12 protein-coding genes are annotated in these 16,590 nt (G+C 52.7%); 9 read left to right on the plus strand and 3 right to left on the minus strand.

All coding sequences use genetic code 11. The features are described 5' to 3' along the window. Positions 1-516 precede the first annotated feature (516 nt). The 4 genes from ACXYMU_RS06285 to ACXYMU_RS06300 all read left to right on the plus strand — a co-directional run bounded on the left by ACXYMU_RS06285 (position 517) and on the right by ACXYMU_RS06300 (position 6,281). Entirely contained in the window at positions 517-3,939 is a 3,423-nt protein-coding gene (locus ACXYMU_RS06285) for a ThuA domain-containing protein (protein ID WP_458985510.1), read from the plus strand. A 279-nt stretch (positions 3,940-4,218) separates the two neighbouring features. Then, on the plus strand, positions 4,219-4,998 hold the full coding sequence (locus ACXYMU_RS06290) for an SDR family NAD(P)-dependent oxidoreductase (RefSeq protein ID WP_458985511.1): 780 nt from the start codon (positions 4,219-4,221) through the stop codon (positions 4,996-4,998). 146 nt (positions 4,999-5,144) lie between these two features. Continuing rightward, positions 5,145-5,747 carry a DsbA family protein gene (locus ACXYMU_RS06295; RefSeq protein ID WP_458985512.1) on the plus strand — a complete coding sequence of 201 codons (603 nt, stop codon included), beginning with the start codon at positions 5,145-5,147 and terminating at the stop codon, positions 5,745-5,747. 174 nt (positions 5,748-5,921) lie between these two features. Continuing rightward, entirely contained in the window at positions 5,922-6,281 is a 360-nt protein-coding gene (locus ACXYMU_RS06300) for a DUF1801 domain-containing protein (protein WP_458985513.1), read from the plus strand. 27 nt (positions 6,282-6,308) lie between these two features. On the opposite strand, the gene ACXYMU_RS06305 is transcribed toward ACXYMU_RS06300, so the two are convergent. Continuing rightward, the gene (locus ACXYMU_RS06305; RefSeq protein WP_458985514.1) at positions 6,309-7,208 is read right to left on the minus strand and encodes a cation diffusion facilitator family transporter; all 900 of its coding nucleotides are present in this window, start codon (positions 7,206-7,208) and stop codon (positions 6,309-6,311) included. A gap of 110 nt (positions 7,209-7,318) precedes the next feature. Here ACXYMU_RS06305 and ACXYMU_RS06310 point away from each other — a divergent pair, with 110 nt between their 5' ends. From ACXYMU_RS06310 to ACXYMU_RS06325, 4 genes are all read left to right on the plus strand, one after another. Beyond that, positions 7,319-7,999: a response regulator transcription factor gene (locus ACXYMU_RS06310; RefSeq protein WP_458985515.1), complete on the plus strand. Its 681-nt coding sequence runs from the start codon at positions 7,319-7,321 to the stop codon at positions 7,997-7,999. Next, positions 7,999-9,390 (plus strand): sensor histidine kinase, encoded by a 1,392-nt coding sequence (locus ACXYMU_RS06315; protein ID WP_458985516.1) that lies wholly within the window; start codon positions 7,999-8,001, stop codon positions 9,388-9,390. Before ACXYMU_RS06310 ends, ACXYMU_RS06315 begins: the two co-directional genes overlap by 1 nt. A 130-nt stretch (positions 9,391-9,520) precedes the next feature. Beyond that, positions 9,521-11,092 carry a SulP family inorganic anion transporter gene (locus ACXYMU_RS06320; protein ID WP_458985517.1) on the plus strand — a complete coding sequence of 524 codons (1,572 nt, stop codon included), beginning with the start codon at positions 9,521-9,523 and terminating at the stop codon, positions 11,090-11,092. A gap of 64 nt (positions 11,093-11,156) precedes the next feature. After that, positions 11,157-11,783, plus strand: coding sequence for a carbonic anhydrase (locus ACXYMU_RS06325; RefSeq protein ID WP_458985518.1), 627 nt, complete (start codon positions 11,157-11,159; stop codon positions 11,781-11,783). Between the two features lie 170 nt (positions 11,784-11,953). Here ACXYMU_RS06325 and ACXYMU_RS06330 read toward each other — a convergent pair whose 3' ends face one another. Next, positions 11,954-13,003, minus strand: coding sequence for an SWFGD domain-containing protein (locus ACXYMU_RS06330; RefSeq protein WP_458985519.1), 1,050 nt, complete (start codon positions 13,001-13,003; stop codon positions 11,954-11,956). A gap of 505 nt (positions 13,004-13,508) precedes the next feature. On the opposite strand from ACXYMU_RS06330, the gene ACXYMU_RS06335 reads away from it, so the two are divergent. Beyond that, positions 13,509-13,910 carry a hypothetical protein gene (locus ACXYMU_RS06335; protein ID WP_458985520.1) on the plus strand — a complete coding sequence of 134 codons (402 nt, stop codon included), beginning with the start codon at positions 13,509-13,511 and terminating at the stop codon, positions 13,908-13,910. 77 nt (positions 13,911-13,987) lie between these two features. Here ACXYMU_RS06335 and ACXYMU_RS06340 read toward each other — a convergent pair whose 3' ends face one another. Next, positions 13,988-16,432 (minus strand): type IA DNA topoisomerase, encoded by a 2,445-nt coding sequence (locus tag ACXYMU_RS06340; protein ID WP_458985521.1) that lies wholly within the window; start codon positions 16,430-16,432, stop codon positions 13,988-13,990. Positions 16,433-16,590 lie beyond the last annotated feature (158 nt).

Below are 16,590 nucleotides of genomic sequence, written 5' to 3' on the forward strand. Positions count from 1 at the left end.
CTTTGAAATCTTTTTACAATAAGGGTGCAAAATCCCGAAGACGAAAGTCTGTAGCGCTGCGTACTCCGTAGCGCTTTTTTTTTATGCCCTATAATTATGCCCTATAATAAGGAGTAAGAAAATACGCTATTAAAAGTACATGCACTGCAATGGCAGCCACAACACATGTTTCCGTTATGCCGGCACATCAACAATAAGTTGAGCTACAGCCCAAGCGCGTGGTAAAGATGAGGTGGGAAATATTGCGCATTTGAATGAAAAGAGGGCATCAGATGTTAAAAGTATTGCGCAGGGTGAATTCTCTGTTGTCACTACGAAAAAAAATATTTAAACTTATAGCTTCTAAGTGCCATCGTTGGCTTTGTGTTGCGCTCGAAAGCGAGTGATTAATCAACTCTGGCAGGCGTAACACTCCTCAAACTGCTACTTACAGCCACCGTGCTGACTATGAAACAAACCAGTACAAGTTTTCTCATTATATAACATTCATACTTATATCAGCCCAAGCGAACCAACATGATAACCAAAGTTTCCTTTAAAAGCGTCTTCAGCCTTTACCTGCTGAGCGTGCTCACCTTATTTTCCTGTAGCGACAAACGCTCCGGAGACCCTAAAGTGCTTGTGTTCAGTAAAACAGCAGGCTACCACCATAACTCCATTGCAGCGGGCAATGCCGCGCTGCTGAAAATGGGGCAGGAGAACGGCTTTGTGGTAGACACAACCACCAATGCCAGTGTGTTCAACGAAGACTCGCTGGCCCAGTATGCGGCTGTGGTGTTCCTGAATACCACGGGCGATGTGCTTGACAATTACCAGGAGGCGGACTTTGAACGCTACATCCAATCGGGTGGGGGCTTTGTGGGGATACACTCGGCCACCGATACGGAATATGGTTGGGGATGGTATGGCCGCTTGGTAGGCGCTTACTTCGACAGCCACCCAGAACAGCAGGAAGCTGTTTTGCACGTGGTGGATGGCGACAACCCGGCAACGGAACACCTGCCAAAGGATTGGAAGCGCTACGATGAGTGGTATAATTTCAAAAATATAAACCCGGAAAACAAAGTGCTCATCAAACTGGATGAGTCTTCGTACCAGGGCGGCAAGAACGGCGACAACCACCCTATGGCGTGGTATAAGGAGTATGACGGCGGCCGTACCTTTTACACAGGCCTGGGCCATACCGACGAGTCATACCAGGATCCGATGTTTTTGAAGCATGTGCTGGGCGGTATCAAGTACGCCATCGGCGACAACAAAAACCTGGACTACGAGCAGACCAAGACACAGCGTGTGCCGTCAAGCGATCGCTTTGTGGCGACCAAACTAACGCAGGGGGCATTTTTTGAGCCAACGGAAATGGCAGTTTTGCCGAACCTCGATATCCTGGTGGCACAGCGCCGCGGGGAACTGATGCTATACGACCAGAAAACAGGTGATGTGAAGCAGGTGGGTGCCCTGAATGTATACCATAAGACACAGGTAGAAGGGGTGAATGCCGAGGAAGGACTGATGGGACTTGCCGCAGACCCTGACTTCAGCAAGAACAATTACATCTACATGTTTTACAGCCCCGTGGACACTTCGGTGAATCGCTTGTCGCGGTTTGTGTACAAGAACGGTAAGCTGGATGAGAAATCAGAGAAAGTGATCCTGCAGTTTTACTCGCAGCGCGACATCTGCTGCCACACAGGAGGCTCTATTGCCTTTGGCCCGGACAAGATCCTGTACCTATCAACAGGCGACAACTCAACTCCTTTCAACGAGAAGGGCCAGCCTTACGTGAACCATGGCTTCGCACCGCTCGACGCTCGCGAAGGGCATGAGCAGTATGATGCCCGCAGGTCATCGGCTAACACCAACGATCTGCGTGGTAAGGTCCTCCGCATTAAGCTGAACGATGACGGAACCTACACCATACCGGAAGGCAACCTGTTTAAAGGCAACAACCCGAAGGCACGGCCTGAGATCTATACCATGGGCCACCGTAACCCGTACCGCATCTCGGTAGACCAGAAGAACAGCGCCCTGTACTGGGGCGAGGTTGGCCCGGATGCCGCTGCCGACAGCATGGGCGTGCGCGGACCAAGAGGGTATGACGAGGTAAACCAGGCGCGTAAAGCCGGTAACTACGGCTGGCCTCTGTTCATCGGCGACAACTACGCATATCACCGTTACGACTATGCCAAAGGCAAGCCAGGCGAGACGTTTGACCCGGCCAAGCCTATCAACGAATCACCAAACAACACCGGCTTGCAGGAGCTTCCGAAAGCACAGCCAGCCTTCATCTGGTACCCTTATGCCGAGTCCCCGGAATTCCCGCAGGTAGGCACCGGAGGGCGTAATGCCATGGCGGGCCCTGTTTACTATTCGGATATGTTCCCGAAAGAAACCCGCTATTCCTCTTACTACGATGGGAAACTGCTGATCTATGACTGGATGCGCGGCTGGATCAAGGCTGTGACGATGACACCGGAAGGCGATTTCGACAAGATGGAGCCGTTCATGCCGGAGTTAAAACTGTCGGGGGCCATTGACATGGAAGTGGGCCCGGATGGCCGCCTGTACATTCTGGAATACGGTTCCGGTTGGTTCTCCAAAAACGATGACTCAGGCTTGACCCGCATTGATTACCTGGCAGGTAACCGCCCTCCTAAGATCGCTGATGTAACGGTAGACCGCCAGTATGGCAAAGCCCCCCTGAAGATAGTAGCCAAAGTAGAGGCGAAGGATCCTGAGAACGACAAGATGCGCTATGTTTGGAGCATCGACGGGAAAACGAAGGAGACGACTGAGCCTACGCTGACCCATACTTTCGGCGCGAAGGGCGATCACGAGATCAGTGTAAAGGTGTTTGATAGCAATAACGCTTCCTCCACCAGCCAGACGCTGGCGCTGTATGCCGGTAACGAGCAGCCTGCCGTGCAGGTAGCCGTGCAGGGCAACCGCAGCTTCTACTTCCAGGGCGAGCCTGTTAACTACGAGGTGAAGGTAAAGGACGCAGACAGCCAGGTGGATATGAACAACCTGTTTGTGTCAGTGGATTATGTTGAAGGTACCGACCTGGCAGGCGCTTCGATGGGCCACCAGGTAGTGTCGGCGGAGATGCTGGGCAAGAACCTGATGATGACCCTGGATTGCAAGGCCTGCCACGCTATCGACGAGAAGTCTATCGGACCATCTTATATGCAGGTGGCTGAGCGCTACAAGAAAGAGCGTGGTGCCACGCTGCAGTTGGCGGAGAAGATCATCAAAGGCGGCAGCGGGGTATGGGGAGAGGCAGCTATGCCAGCCCATCCGAACCTAAAGACGTCCGATGCCAAGCAGATTGTGCAGTGGATCATGTCGCTTAACAAAACTGGCGGTGCGCCCAAGTCATTGCCGGCAAGCGGCCAGGTGGTAGCCAACCCTGATGCTAAAAACAAAGACAATACCGTGCTGAAACTGGTGGCCACTTATACCGATCAGGGAGGTGCAGGCATCAAGCCTTTGTCTGGTGGTGATGCCGTATACCTGCGCAGCAATGCAGTAGATGCCAAAGAGATGAGCGTGCAGGGGTTCAACAAAGTGGAGTTTGGCGGTGCCACATACCTTATCTTCCCGGGTAACCAGGGGTGGGCAAAGGTTTCTCAGGTAGACCTTACCAATATCGGCGCTTTAGAGATTACCGGCATTGGTAACGGTGAAGAGACCCAATACCAGCTCGAGGCACGCCTGGATACACCAGAAGGCCGCAAGATTGGTGAAGGTCAGCTAGCCTTAGCCGGGGAGCGCAAGCCTGCTACCAGCACGCTGGTGCTACAGCAGGTAACAGATGGTAAAATGCACGATGTGTACCTGGTCGTTAAGCCAGCAGGTGGTGCTACTGGCCAGAACCACGTCCTTAAAACCGTAAAGTTTATGCCAGGTACCGCTAAGGGTATGGCCAAAAGCAAATAACTAGCCTGGTCCACAATGAATTTTAAAAGCGGCTTCTCTGGCAAAGAGAAGCCGCTTTTTTTGCTATAGGGCGGACAGCTTGTTGGTATCCTTTCCTACAAGCCCCAGCGAACTGTGGTGGCAGCAATTTACGGATTAGGGCAAGTTGGGCTTGAAGTCTACATTTTCTAACCTGCCAATTACTAACAAGAAGGCTGGTACAAACAAAGACGCACTCGTGTACCCTCGTAACTGCCGCGCGCCCGGTATCCGTACATAACAATCAAAAAAGGAAAGCTGATGAACGAATATTATAAAGACAAAGTCGTGCTTGTAACCGGCGGGGCCCAAGGTATAGGGCTTGGCATTTCAGAGGTATTTGCCCAAAACGGCGCTAGTGTGGTAATGGCTGACGTGGACGAAGAGGCTGGGGCGGAAGCACTGCAGCGGTTGCAACAGCATGGGCTACAAGCCAGGTTTATACCCTGCGACGTGGCCGAAGAGGCACAGGTACAGGACCTGATGGCAAAAGTGCAGGAGGCATATGGGCACTTGGATGCACTCATTAACAATGCCGGCATCGCGGATCCGTTTACGGGGCCGCTGCAGGAACTGTCGATAACGGAATATGACCGGGTGCTGGCAGTCAACTTACGAGGCCCTTTGCTTTGCGCAAAATATGCCTTGCCCTTGCTGCAGCGGGCCGCTCACCCTGCCATTCTCAACATCTCCAGCACCCGTGCTTCCATGTCTGAGCCAAACACCTTTGCCTACTCCGCCTCAAAGGGAGGTATTGAGGCCCTGACGCATGCTTTGGCCGTAAGCCTCACCGACGAGCACGTGCGGGTAAACGCACTTGCCCCTGGCTGGATTGAAGTAGGGGAGTGGCAGAAGCAAGCCAGGCGGTATACCCCGAATCACTCGGAAGAGGACAAACGGCAGCACCCGGTTGGCCGCGTCGGTATTCCGCAAGACATTGCGGAAGCGGCACTTTTTCTTTGCTCCCCGGCGGCGGGATTTATCACCGGGCAAAGCCTGGCTATTGATGGTGGCATGACCGTGAAGATGATCTACAAGTAAGCCAAGTCTTTGGAAGGGTATGGCTATCGGCACGGTTGGGTTCAACTTTAAAACCTGAGGTGCCGTGCTGCGGTAAAACAATCAAAATCTGCAAACAAATGATACACGCTCCCCAATCCCCCACTTTGCTATACATTACCAACCCCATGTGCGCATGGTGCTATGGGTTTACGCCTGTGGTACGGCGCTTGCGTGCGCTTTGGCATGGGAGGCTAAAGGTGCAGGTGCTTTTCGGCGACCTGCACGCCCATGCGCAGGCAGCCATCAGCCAGGACGACAAAAATCACCTGGCAGGCAGTTGGCACCGGGTGCAGGCAGAAACCTTCCTGCCTTTTAATTACCGTTTTTTCACGCAGCGAGGCTTTGTGTATAACACAGAGCCGGCGTGCCGGGCGTTGCTGTGCGTGCGCCTGCTGCGCCCGGTCTTGGTGCTGGAGGTGTTGCGGGCTTTTCACTCAGCCTTTTATGTCGATAACCTCGACTTGAAGGATACTACCGTGCTGGTGCGCCTGGTAGGGATGTTTGGCATCCGAGAGAACCTGTTCCTGGCGCTTTTCGAGTCTGAAGAGATCATGCAGCAGGTAGAGGACGAGTTTAACTACGTGGAGGACATCGGGGCTACGACGTTCCCGAGCACTTACGTGCAGGTGGGGCAGGACCTGCAGCAGATTGAGCACGGGTATATACCCTTAGATGACCTCGAACAAAATCTGTTAAGCGTGCTGGAGTATGGCGACATGTCTAAATAACGTTTAAACATATATTTGATAAACGTAAATATATGGCAAGTCAATAGTAATTATTTTTTAGTTAATAGCAAAAAAGACGTAATATAGGGTAACCAGACAAGGTTGTTTTTAGTATATATATCTATTATTGTATATACACGCTTAAAGCCTGACTTTCTACACAGACCCTATATTATGAGAAGCAAAGCATCTACCAATCAAGTGGGAGAATATATCCAATCACTGGCACCCGAAAAGCAAAAGCTGGCGCAGGAAGTTCGGCGCATCATCAATGCTTCTGTGGCTCATTTAGAGGAAACGGTACGGTGGGATTGTGCCTGCTATTTCTTTTACGGGCCTGTATGCTACTTCGCCTCTTCGCGTAGCGGCATCCATTTCGGCTTTTTCAGAGGCAAGGAACTCTCTGACCCGAAGCGCCGCCTTGTAAGTCGCAACGGCCAATACCCACACGTGAAAGTGCGCTCACTGGCAGACATCGACGAACTTTATTTCTCCGATATGATCCGGGAGGCGGTGCACCTGAACCAGAACTAACACCCTGCTGTCGGCAGCCTGCCACGATCAGATTCGGTCCGGATGGCTGCACTCCACCTCGGCAGACTCGATCTCTACGGTCACATGCTGGATGTCGATCTCGGCCATAGCCTGGCGAAGGCGCTTCTTTACCTCCTCCGTCTGCTGCAGGCCCAGTTGCGGTGTCACCACGGCGTGCAAGGTAAGCACGTTGTAGGTTCCGTCCATCGTCCAGATGTGCAGGTCGTGCACCGATTGTATGTGAGGCAGTTGCACCAACCTGGTCTCTATATCTTCGGGGCTGAGGTTATGTGGGGTGCCCTGCAGCATAATGGCCATGCTCTGGCGCAGGTTGCGCACCACATTAAAGAGCACATAACCCGTAATAGCCACTGACAGGAGCGGGTCGATGATCGGGATATCGAAAAAGTAAAGGACTATACCGCCCACCAGCACCGCTACCCAGCCCAACACGTCCTCCATCAGGTGCAGCTTCACGACCCGCTCGTTGATAGACGCTCCTTTCTTGAGTCGGAGCACGGCAGCCCCGTTCACTACAATGCCGAGGATGGCAAAGCCAATCATACCGGTGGCGTTAACCTGCTCAGGGTGCAGGGTGCGCGGAATGGCCTCCGAGAGGATGATGATGGACCCCACCAGCAACACGACGGAGTTGATGACAGCCCCTAAAAGCGAAAAGCGTTTGTAGCCGAATGTATAATGCTGGTCCCGACCGCGCTTGGCCACTTTTTCGAAGTACCAGGCCAGCCCCAGCGAGAGCGAATCGCCCAGGTCGTGCAGCGCATCCGAGAGTATAGCCACGCTGTTGATCCACAGCCCACCGATAATCTCCAGGATCGTGAAGCCTAAATTCAGAAAAAAGGCTACTTTAATGTTATCGCCGGCCCCGTGCTGATGTCCGGCATGGTCGTGATGTGCATGTGCCATAGCTTCCTAAACGGAAAAGGCCAGTATAGGATATTTAAGACGCTTTTGCTGCGTATCTTTGCTATATATCATTGTTGCGGCTGCAGCACTTAACCCCGGTATAGCGTTACATGAGAATACTGCTGATAGAAGACGAACCCAAAGTAGCCTCTTTCATTAAAAAGGGCCTCGAAGAGCAATCTTATGAGGTGGAGCAGGCCTATGACGGTGTGTTCGGGGTGAAGATGGCGCTGCAGCACGAGTATGACCTGGTGATTCTGGACGTGATCCTGCCCAACATGAGCGGACTGGAGGTGTGCCGGCAGATTCGGCAGCAGAATACCACCGTCTCTATCCTGATGCTGACAGCCCTTGGCAGCACCGATGACAAGATCACTGGCCTCGATGCCGGTGCCGACGATTACCTGACCAAGCCCTTCGAGTTTAAAGAATTGCTGGCGCGCATCCGTGCCCTGTACAGGCGCGGGGCGGACACCCCAATAAGCGAAGTGCTGCAGATAGACGACCTCGAAATGGACCTGACGCGGAAAAAAGTGCAGCGGGCTGGCAAACCCGTTTCCCTCACTGCCCGCGAATTTGCGCTGCTGCACTACCTGCTGCGCAACCGGGGGCGGGTAGTGTCGCGGGTAGATATAACGGAGCAGGTATGGGAAACATCCTTCGACACGGGCAGCAACGTGATTGACGTCTACATCAATTTCCTGCGGAAGAAAGTAGACAAGGGGCACCCTGTTAAACTCATCCATACCCTGGTGGGGATGGGGTATGTGATGAAGGAGCAGGACGACTAATGAAGATCAGGACAAGATTAACCATACAGTTTACCAGCATTTTGGGGGTTATCCTGCTGCTCTTCTCGCTGCTGGTCTATTTTTTCACCTCCTTTTACCGCCAGGACGATTTCTACTCGCGCATTCAACGGCGGGCCACCATTGCCGCCAGGCACATCCTGGAGGCCGACGAGGTGGGGCAGCGGGATCGAAGGCAGAACGAGATCAGCTATTTTCAGGAGTTGCCCTACGAGGCGGTCCGGATCTACAGAACCGACGGCACCCTGGTTTTCTCGGAAGGGGAGGGCGACCTGGGCATCACCCCTGGCTTGCTGGAACAGATCCGGAAACGAAAATCCATACAGTATAGCGAGGGCGTGCGCCAGGTGGTCGGGATCTACTACCCCGATAATCAGGGGGATTTTGCGGTGTTCTCATCCTCTATAGACGCCTACAGCTTGCGCAAACTCGAGCATCTGCAGGTTATCCTGATAGGCGGGTTTCTGGCTGCGATGGTAGTGGTGGCGGTGGCGGGCTGGGCTTTTGCCAAGCAGGCCATGCGACCCATCACCAAGGTGGTGCAGGAGGTAGAGAAGATCAGCGTAAAGGACTTGGGCCGCAGGCTCAGCAATGCCGATGGCAAGGACGAGGTATCGGTGCTGGCGCAGACCTTCAACAAACTGCTATACCGCCTCGAGCAGGCGTTTGAGATGCAGAGCACCTTTGTGTCGAATGCCTCGCATGAGTTGCGCACCCCGCTCACCGCCATAATCGGGGAATTAGAGGTGGCCCTGATGAAGCCGCGCGAGCCGGAAGAGTACCAGCGGGTGCTCCATTCGATCCTGGAAGACGCGCGCCTGTTAACGGAACTTTCGAACGGGCTCTTGCAGATTGCGCAGGCCAGTATCGACCCGGCCAAGATCAGCTATACCTACCTGCGCTTCGACGAACTGGTCTGGATGGCCCGCGATCAGGCCCTCAAACGGCAGCCAAATGCCCAGATCATGATTGATTTCGCCGAGCTGCCCAGTGACGAGGACCGGCTGATTGTGCAGGGCAACGAGGCGCTGCTGCTGATTGCCGTGCTGAACGTACTGGAGAATGCCATTAAGTTCTCGCCCTCCGGTAAGGTGGCGATCGGGCGCATTGTGGTAGGCAAAGAGGATGTTGCACTGCAGGTGCAGGATAGGGGTATGGGCATCTCGAAGGAAGACCTCAAGCATGTGTTCGTGCCTTTCTTCAGGGCAGACAATGCCCGCTATATTACCGGGCATGGAATCGGCTTGCCACTGGCCGACAGGATCTTGAAACTGCACAACGGTGCTATCAGCGTCAACTCCATCATCCACGAAGGCACGGAGGTAATCATCCGGTTGCCCCAAGCTTACCGGTTTATACCCAATTACAGCTGATTTTAATCTGATTTTAATCTCGCTTTAATATTGCCTTAATGTGGCAACATTACATTGCAACAATGGTCTGACTACGATAGCGCAAATCGTTTTTTTGCTGCACCGCAATGGCCAAGACGAAATTAGATGTATGAAAGATAAACAGTACAACCCTTCTTATTTAGCCCACTTATCACAAGACATTCCAGCCGGTCTGGTTGTCTTCTTCGTGGCGTTGCCCCTTTGCTTAGGTATCTCGCTGGCCTCCGGTGCCCCGCTGTTTGCCGGTATCGTTACCGGTGTAGTGGGTGGCGTGCTGGTATCCTGGCTGAGCGGTTCGCAGCTGAGCGTGAGCGGACCTGCCGCCGGCCTAACAGTTATCGTGCTCAACGGTATCGAGACGCTGGGCTCCTATGAGTCGTTCCTGCTGGCCGTCGTGATCGCGGGTTTCCTGCAACTGGTGCTGGGATTCCTCAAGGCTGGTGTGATCGGTTTGTACTTCCCCTCCTCTGTGATCAAGGGTATGCTGGCGGCAATCGGCCTGATCCTGATCCTGAAGCAGATTCCGCACTTCTTGGGTGCAGACGACGATTTCTTCGGGGAGTTTAGCTTCTTCCAACCTGATGGGCGCAACACCTTCTCAGAACTGGCTTACAGCCTTTCCAACATACAGTTGGGCGCGCTGATCATCGGTGTCGTCTCACTGGCAATCCTGCTGATATGGGACAGGCCTTTTTTCAAGCAGAACAAGGTATTGAAATTGATACCGGGTGCCCTGGTGGCGGTGCTGCTCTCAGTTCTGATCAATTATCTGTTCATTAACTTTATGCCGGAGATGGCGGTGGCATCATCGCACTTGGTCACCCTGCCGGTGATCGACGGCTTTAGCGGCCTGACGGAGCAACTGGACTTTTTGAGCATGGAACAGATTGCCAATCCGCAACTGTACCTTGTGGCTTTCACCATTGCCATCGTAGCCAGCCTCGAGACGCTGCTGAGCGTGGAGGCTATTGACAAACTGGACCCGCACAAGCGCCGCACGCCCACTAACCGTGAGTTGAAGGCGCAAGGTGTCGGCAACATGGTGGCTGGCTTACTGGGCGGCTTGCCGATGACGGGTGTGATTGTGCGAGGTTCCACAAACGTGGCTACTGGGGCACAAACCAAAATGTCTGCCTTTGTACATGGTATCTTCCTGGCCGCATCGGTACTGTTGCTGGCCGAGTTCATGAACTTAATCCCGCTTTCGGCGCTGGCGGCAGTATTATTGGTGGTAGGTTTCAAGCTTACCCGCCCTGCGCTTTATAAGTCACAGATCAAACTGGGCTTTGAGCAGTTTATACCGTTTATTGTGACCATTCTGGCTATCTTGTTCACCGACTTGCTGGTTGGTATCAGTGTGGGACTGGCAGTAGGGATTTTCTTTATCCTGAAGGCGAACTACAAGTCGCCATACTTCTATCACCGGGAGGATAATAAGGAGAAAGAAATTATCCGCATCAAGCTGAGCGAGCATGTCTCTTTCCTCAACAAAGCCAGCATTATCATGACGCTGGACAAACTACCGCATCATAGCCACGTGATCATAGATGGCGAGAATTCAGAGTATATAGACTACGATGTGGTGGAGGCGATCCATGAGTTCCGTAAAACGGCGCATGAGCGTGACATTGTAGTGGAGGTGCTGAACGTGCCGGAGGTAGAAGTGATGGACATGCACTAAGTTGCTTTAGGCTGTAAATTGAATTGGAAAGAATCTATATTTGAGTTTTACAATAAAAGAAACGATGCAAGAGATATTTGAGAACAATAAGAAGTGGGCAGAAAATAAAAAGTCTGAAAACAAGGAGTTCTTCGCAGACCTGGCAAAAGGACAATCGCCGAAATACCTATACATCGGCTGCTCTGATAGCCGTGTGCCAGTAGAGCAGGTGACAGGCATGGGCCCAGGGGAGATTTTTGTGCACCGTAACATCGCTAACGTAGTAGTGCATTCTGACCTGAATCTGCTTTCTGTACTGCAGTATGCCGTGGAGGTATTAAAGGTGAAGGACATCATCGTTTGTGGCCACTATGGCTGCGGTGGTGTGGCGGCGGCTGCCAGCAACAAGCAGTTCGGCCTGATCGACAACTGGCTTCGCAACATTAAGGATGTGATTCGCCTGCATGATGATGAGGTGCACAACATCGAGAACGAGGAGCAGCGCCTGCGCCGCCTGGTGGAGCTGAATGTGATAGAGCAGGTATACAACCTGTCTAAAACATCCATCATCCAGAACGCCATGCAAACAGACAACCCGCCAAAGCTGCACGGCCTGGTATACGATATTGCAGAAGGGCTGCTGCACGACTTGAACGTGGACTTAGACAACTTTAAGCAATATGAGCGCATCTACTCCCTGAACACCAAATAAAGAGCTGGGCAAGGAGAAGAAGTAAGCCATAGCCTTCTTGGTGAAGCAAAAAAAACAAAAATCCCCGCTGCGTTGGCAGCGGGGATTTTTTATTGGAGTGGCGATAAGGCCACTAGCTTAGGTGGGGTTACCAATGGTAGCCATAGTTATATGGCCGCATGCTGGTATACCTACCACTCATAGTCTCTTCGCGAAGATGACCCGTAAGAGTAGGGAGGTCCGCTATAGGAGTTTCCCTGCGTGCTCCCACTCCCATAGCGGTTGTGGTCGCTGTCGTGATGGCGGCGCTCATGCATTTCGTCCTCTCTTCTTCTGCGCTCTGCTTCATCATCCCCAAACCAAGACTTGATCTCGTCGCCGGCTCTATCGAAGAATCCGCGGTCATGGTCGTGATCATGGTCTCTGTGGTGGCGGTTTCTATCCCAGTCAGAAGAGTTGCCTGCATGGCGGTTTGAATAGGATGTGCCATAGTTAGAGCCTGAGTAGCCCGTGCCGTATGTGCCTGAACCGTAACCTGTAGCGCCAGTGCCTAAAGAACCAGAGCCATACCCAGAATTTGAGCTTGAACCTGATCCATAATTGCCGGAACCGTAACTGCGGTTAGAATCACGGTCTGAGTCGTAGCGGCCAGAATAGCTTGATCCACTGCGGTTAAAGGAGCTGCCAGAGCCGTAGTTACGGTTTCTGTAGTCGTTGTCATGGTCATGGTCATCGGTGGCTCTGTCCCAGGCATTAGAAGCCTTGTTCTTGGTTCTTTCCCAGGTGTTCTCTATGCGATCGCCCCAGCTGTCATGGTCGTTGTCGTGGCCATATCGATTCCTGTCGCTGCCGTAGCGGTTGCCGGAGCCATAGTTGGAATTAGAGCTGTACCGGTCGTTGTCGTAGCGGCTGCCGGACATGCCAGAGCCATAGTTACTACCAGAGCCTGAGGAACGGCCATAGCTGGATGTTCCGCCGTAGTTATAGTTGTTATCGGAGTTTCCGTAGCCTCCTGAGCGGCCAAAATCAGATGAGGAACCTGAGTTTGAATAAGCGCCACGGCTGGGGCTGTTGCCAAAGCTGCTACCGCCAGTGCGGGCCTGGCGACGCTCTCTGTCTGCCGAACCGAAATCTCCGGAATAATAATTTCCGCCAGAGCCAGCGGTCTGGCCCCTGTCGTTGCTGTTATATGGGTTGGTGGATGATGTGCCGTAGCCACCAGTATTATCGTTGCTTCTCATAGTTAAATAGTTTTAGGTTTAGAAATATCGTATCACCCAACACCGGTAAACCAACGTTGGATGTGTTTTTTTACGGGTATAAGGCCTATAAGTTACCGTATAAATACAGCTTCCTGTATACCCCCGCCCGCTCACCCTTTCCCTGATTCAGCATATTTCTTCCCTGTAAAAGCCCCAGCTTCAGTCGAAGATGTACCAGCAGGTGTAAAAAAGAAGCAGCACAATTAGTGAAATTGCACACAAAAGCAGCAGATAATAATGGCCTTGCTTATAACTATATATGTTGTAATCTGGATATAATAGGGATATGAGCGTATAAGGGAAGTTTCTTTGCTACAATATTTCGGAAGCGTAATATTAAAATTGGATGTTTTTACCCGATTTCTAAGATAATAGCCTTAATATTGTCGGTAGAAGAAAGTGATAATGAATGGCTTGACCGGTTTATAGATGTCATCAGCTGTTCCGCTTTCCTTTGCCATTGCTTTACTTTTAGCCAAAGAACATGAAGATTAAAATGCTAGTGGCCACGCTGGCCGTAATAAGCACACTTAGTTCGTGCGCGGAATTGTTGGGGGAGGACTCTATGGGGCCAGACGGCTCCAAGCCAAACGTGACGGTTAAAAAGCCAACGACAAACCAGGTATTCACGGCAACACAAGGCTTGCCAGTTGCCGCCACCATCATCGACAAAGATGCCATCAAGCAACTGCATGTGTATGTGGCCGGTGGAACAGGAGAGGCACCTCTCGTGGATTTTAGCCTGATGAACCGGAAGACGGTGATCGAAATGGATACGCTTGTGTCGTTGAGCAAGGCAAAGGCAGGAAACTATACCCTTAAGATCACGGCTACTGACAACCGGACTAACGTAACCGAAAAGCAGGTACAGTTTAGCGTACGCTAACAAACGTAATGCAAAACAGCGTCGGCCATACCCTCCGGAGGGTATGGCCGACGCTGTTTTAAAATATCATACAGACTTCAGAATTTATAAACCACCTGCCACTGCTCGTTCAGCACTAGGGCGGCATCGAAGGGCTCTCCGGTTTTTTCTGATACAAAGCCTTTAATTCTCGGCGTTTTGCCCTTTAGCAGCAAGCTTTCGATCTGCTTATCAGACAGCTGCTTGCCGCCCATCTCAAACGGTACTAAAAACCGGCACCCTTCCCGGAAGCGGCTGCAGCCATAGGCCGCCTTCCCCTTCAGCAGTTTGCCCTGCTTGCAACGCGGGCATTGCTCAAACGGATCGGCTGCAGGGGCTTTCTCCGCTTTTTCAAATACAAGCTGGTTCGCATGGCCCAGTTTCAGGACGGCATCAAAGCTTTCGCCCTGCGCATCTTTAAATCCTTTGATCGTGGGCGTCTTGCCTTTGCTGAGCAAGGCTTGCACTTGTTTGTCTGTTAGCTCCTTGCCGTGCTGCGCAATGGGGATCAAAAAGCGGCAACCCTCTTTATACCGGCTACAGCCATAGGCTTTGGAGCCTTTCAGGATATAGCCTTCTTGGCAGGCAGGGCAGGCGCCCAGCCCTTGGTCCGGCTTGGCGGCTTCTTTTGGCACTGTGGCTTTCTTTTTGGCCTTGGCTGGCGTACCTTTTTCCTGCTGCGGCTCCAGCGTTACAGTGGCGGCGTGGTCGTACTTCACTTCCTGTACCAGGCTGACCACGAACTCCTGCAGCTCCTGCAAAAACGCCTCCGCCTTAAACTCCCCGCCCTCAATCTGGCGCAACTTGCGTTCCCATTGCCCGGTCATTTCCGCCGACTTCAGCGTTTGGTTTTTTATCACCCCAATTAAGTCAATGCCCATTTGGGTAGGTATGATCTTCTTTTTCTCCTTGCGGATGTACTGGCGTTTAAAGAGCGTTTCGATGATGGCGGCACGCGTAGAGGGGCGCCCGATGCCGTTTTCCTTCAAGGCCTCTTTTAGCTCGTCATCCTCTATCTGCCTGCCTGCCGTTTCCATGGCGCGGAGCAGGGTGGCTTCGGTATACTCCTTGGGCGGGTTGGTCATTTTCTTGTCCAGCAGGGGCTCGTGTGGGCCGTGCTCGCCTTTCTCGAAGTTAGGAAGCACGCCGCTGGCTTCCTCCTCGTCTTTGTTCTCGCCCTCCTTGCCAACCGGCGCGTCAGAAGATTTTACATCATCGGCCCCATAGAGCACACGCCAACCCGGCTCCAGGATCTGCTTGCCCCGCACCCGGAAGGTATAGCCCGCCGACTCCGCCATCACGGTGGTGTTGCTCACGATACAGTCGGGGTAAAAGGCGGCAATGAAACGGCGCGTGATGATGTCGTATACGTCTGCTTCCCGGCCGTACACGCTGCCTGCCGATGCGCCAGTCGGGATGATGGCGTGGTGATCGGTTACTTTGTTATTATTAAAGACTTTCTTTGTTTTCCTGATCTTGCTTTGCAGCAGCGGGGCGACTTCCTGGCTATAACTGCTGAGCCCCTGCAAAATGCCCGGAATCTTCGGGTAGATATCATCCGGGAGGAAGGTGGTATCGACACGCGGATAGGAAACCACCTTTTTCTCATACAGGCTTTGCACCGTCTTCAGGGTTTCGTCTGCCGAGAGGCCCAGCTTGTTGTTGCACTCAATCTGTAGCGAGGTCAGGTCGAAGAGGCGGGGAGGGGACTCAGTGCCCTTCTTGATCTCTACGTCCGTAATGGTAAGTTCCGCCTGCCGGATGGCATCCATGATTTTCTGCGCCTCCTCTTCCTTCTGAAAGCGACCGTTGGTGCTGGAGAAGGTGGTGTCGCGGTATACAGTCTTGAGCTCCCAGAAAGGCTGCGGCACGAAGTTGGCGATCTCGTGGTGCCGGTTTACCAGCATCGCCAATGTAGGCGTTTGCACCCGCCCGATCGAGAGGGTTTGCCGGCTGCCGTTGGCAAACTTCAGCGTAAAAAGGCGTGTGGCGTTCAGGCCCAACAACCAGTCGCCGATGGCCCGGCTCTTGCCTGCCTGGTACAGCGAGTCGAACTCGGAGCCCTCGCGCAGCTTGGCAAAGCCCTGCCGGATGGCGTCTTCGGTGAGCGACGAGATCCAGAGGCGTTTGAAGGGCTTGCGGTAGTTGGCCTCCGTCAGTACCCAGCGCTGGATTACCTCCCCCTCCTGCCCGGCATCCCCGCAGTTGATCACCTCGTCGGCATTGGCCAGGAGTTGCTTGATAATGCCAAACTGCTTCTGCACGCCGCTGTCCTTCATGAGTTTTATCCCATATCGCTCCGGGAGCATCGGCAGGTCATAGAGGCTCCAGCGCTTCCACTCGGGGCGGTAATCGTCCGGCTCACGCAGCGTGCAGAAGTGGCCAAAGGTCCAGGTTACCTGATAGCCGTTGCCTTCATAATAGCCATCCTTCCTCGACTTGGCACCAATTACCATGGCTATCTCGCGGGCGACACTAGGTTTTTCAGCAATACAAACTTTCAAGTACTTCGGGGTTTAATGTGTCTGAACAGAAATCAAATTTACGATTTTCAGGCCGCATTTGCGAGGAACCTTCCCGTATATCTGGTATAAAGCCGGGTGTGAGCCTGACGTGTATCTTGCGTTTTAGAGAGTTATATATCCTTTAATAAATATAAAAT

Source organism: Pontibacter sp. CAU 1760 (assembly GCF_054482735.1).

What these genes read in the sequence shown, in the direction of transcription:
- ACXYMU_RS06310 (WP_458985515.1), top strand. Translation starts at nt 7,319, where the DNA reads ATGAGAATACTGCTGATAGAAGACGAACCCAAAGTAGCCTCTTTCATT.
- ACXYMU_RS06320 (WP_458985517.1), top strand. Translation starts at nt 9,521, where the DNA reads ATGAAAGATAAACAGTACAACCCTTCTTATTTAGCCCACTTATCACAA.
- ACXYMU_RS06315 (WP_458985516.1), top strand. Translation starts at nt 7,999, where the DNA reads ATGAAGATCAGGACAAGATTAACCATACAGTTTACCAGCATTTTGGGG.
- ACXYMU_RS06325 (WP_458985518.1), top strand. Translation starts at nt 11,157, where the DNA reads ATGCAAGAGATATTTGAGAACAATAAGAAGTGGGCAGAAAATAAAAAG.
- ACXYMU_RS06330 (WP_458985519.1), bottom strand. Translation starts at nt 13,003, where the DNA reads ATGAGAAGCAACGATAATACTGGTGGCTACGGCACATCATCCACCAAC.
- ACXYMU_RS06295 (WP_458985512.1), top strand. Translation starts at nt 5,145, where the DNA reads ATGTGCGCATGGTGCTATGGGTTTACGCCTGTGGTACGGCGCTTGCGT.
- ACXYMU_RS06305 (WP_458985514.1), bottom strand. Translation starts at nt 7,208, where the DNA reads ATGGCACATGCACATCACGACCATGCCGGACATCAGCACGGGGCCGGC.
- ACXYMU_RS06285 (WP_458985510.1), top strand. Translation starts at nt 517, where the DNA reads ATGATAACCAAAGTTTCCTTTAAAAGCGTCTTCAGCCTTTACCTGCTG.
- ACXYMU_RS06300 (WP_458985513.1), top strand. Translation starts at nt 5,922, where the DNA reads ATGAGAAGCAAAGCATCTACCAATCAAGTGGGAGAATATATCCAATCA.
- ACXYMU_RS06290 (WP_458985511.1), top strand. Translation starts at nt 4,219, where the DNA reads ATGAACGAATATTATAAAGACAAAGTCGTGCTTGTAACCGGCGGGGCC.
- ACXYMU_RS06335 (WP_458985520.1), top strand. Translation starts at nt 13,509, where the DNA reads ATGAAGATTAAAATGCTAGTGGCCACGCTGGCCGTAATAAGCACACTT.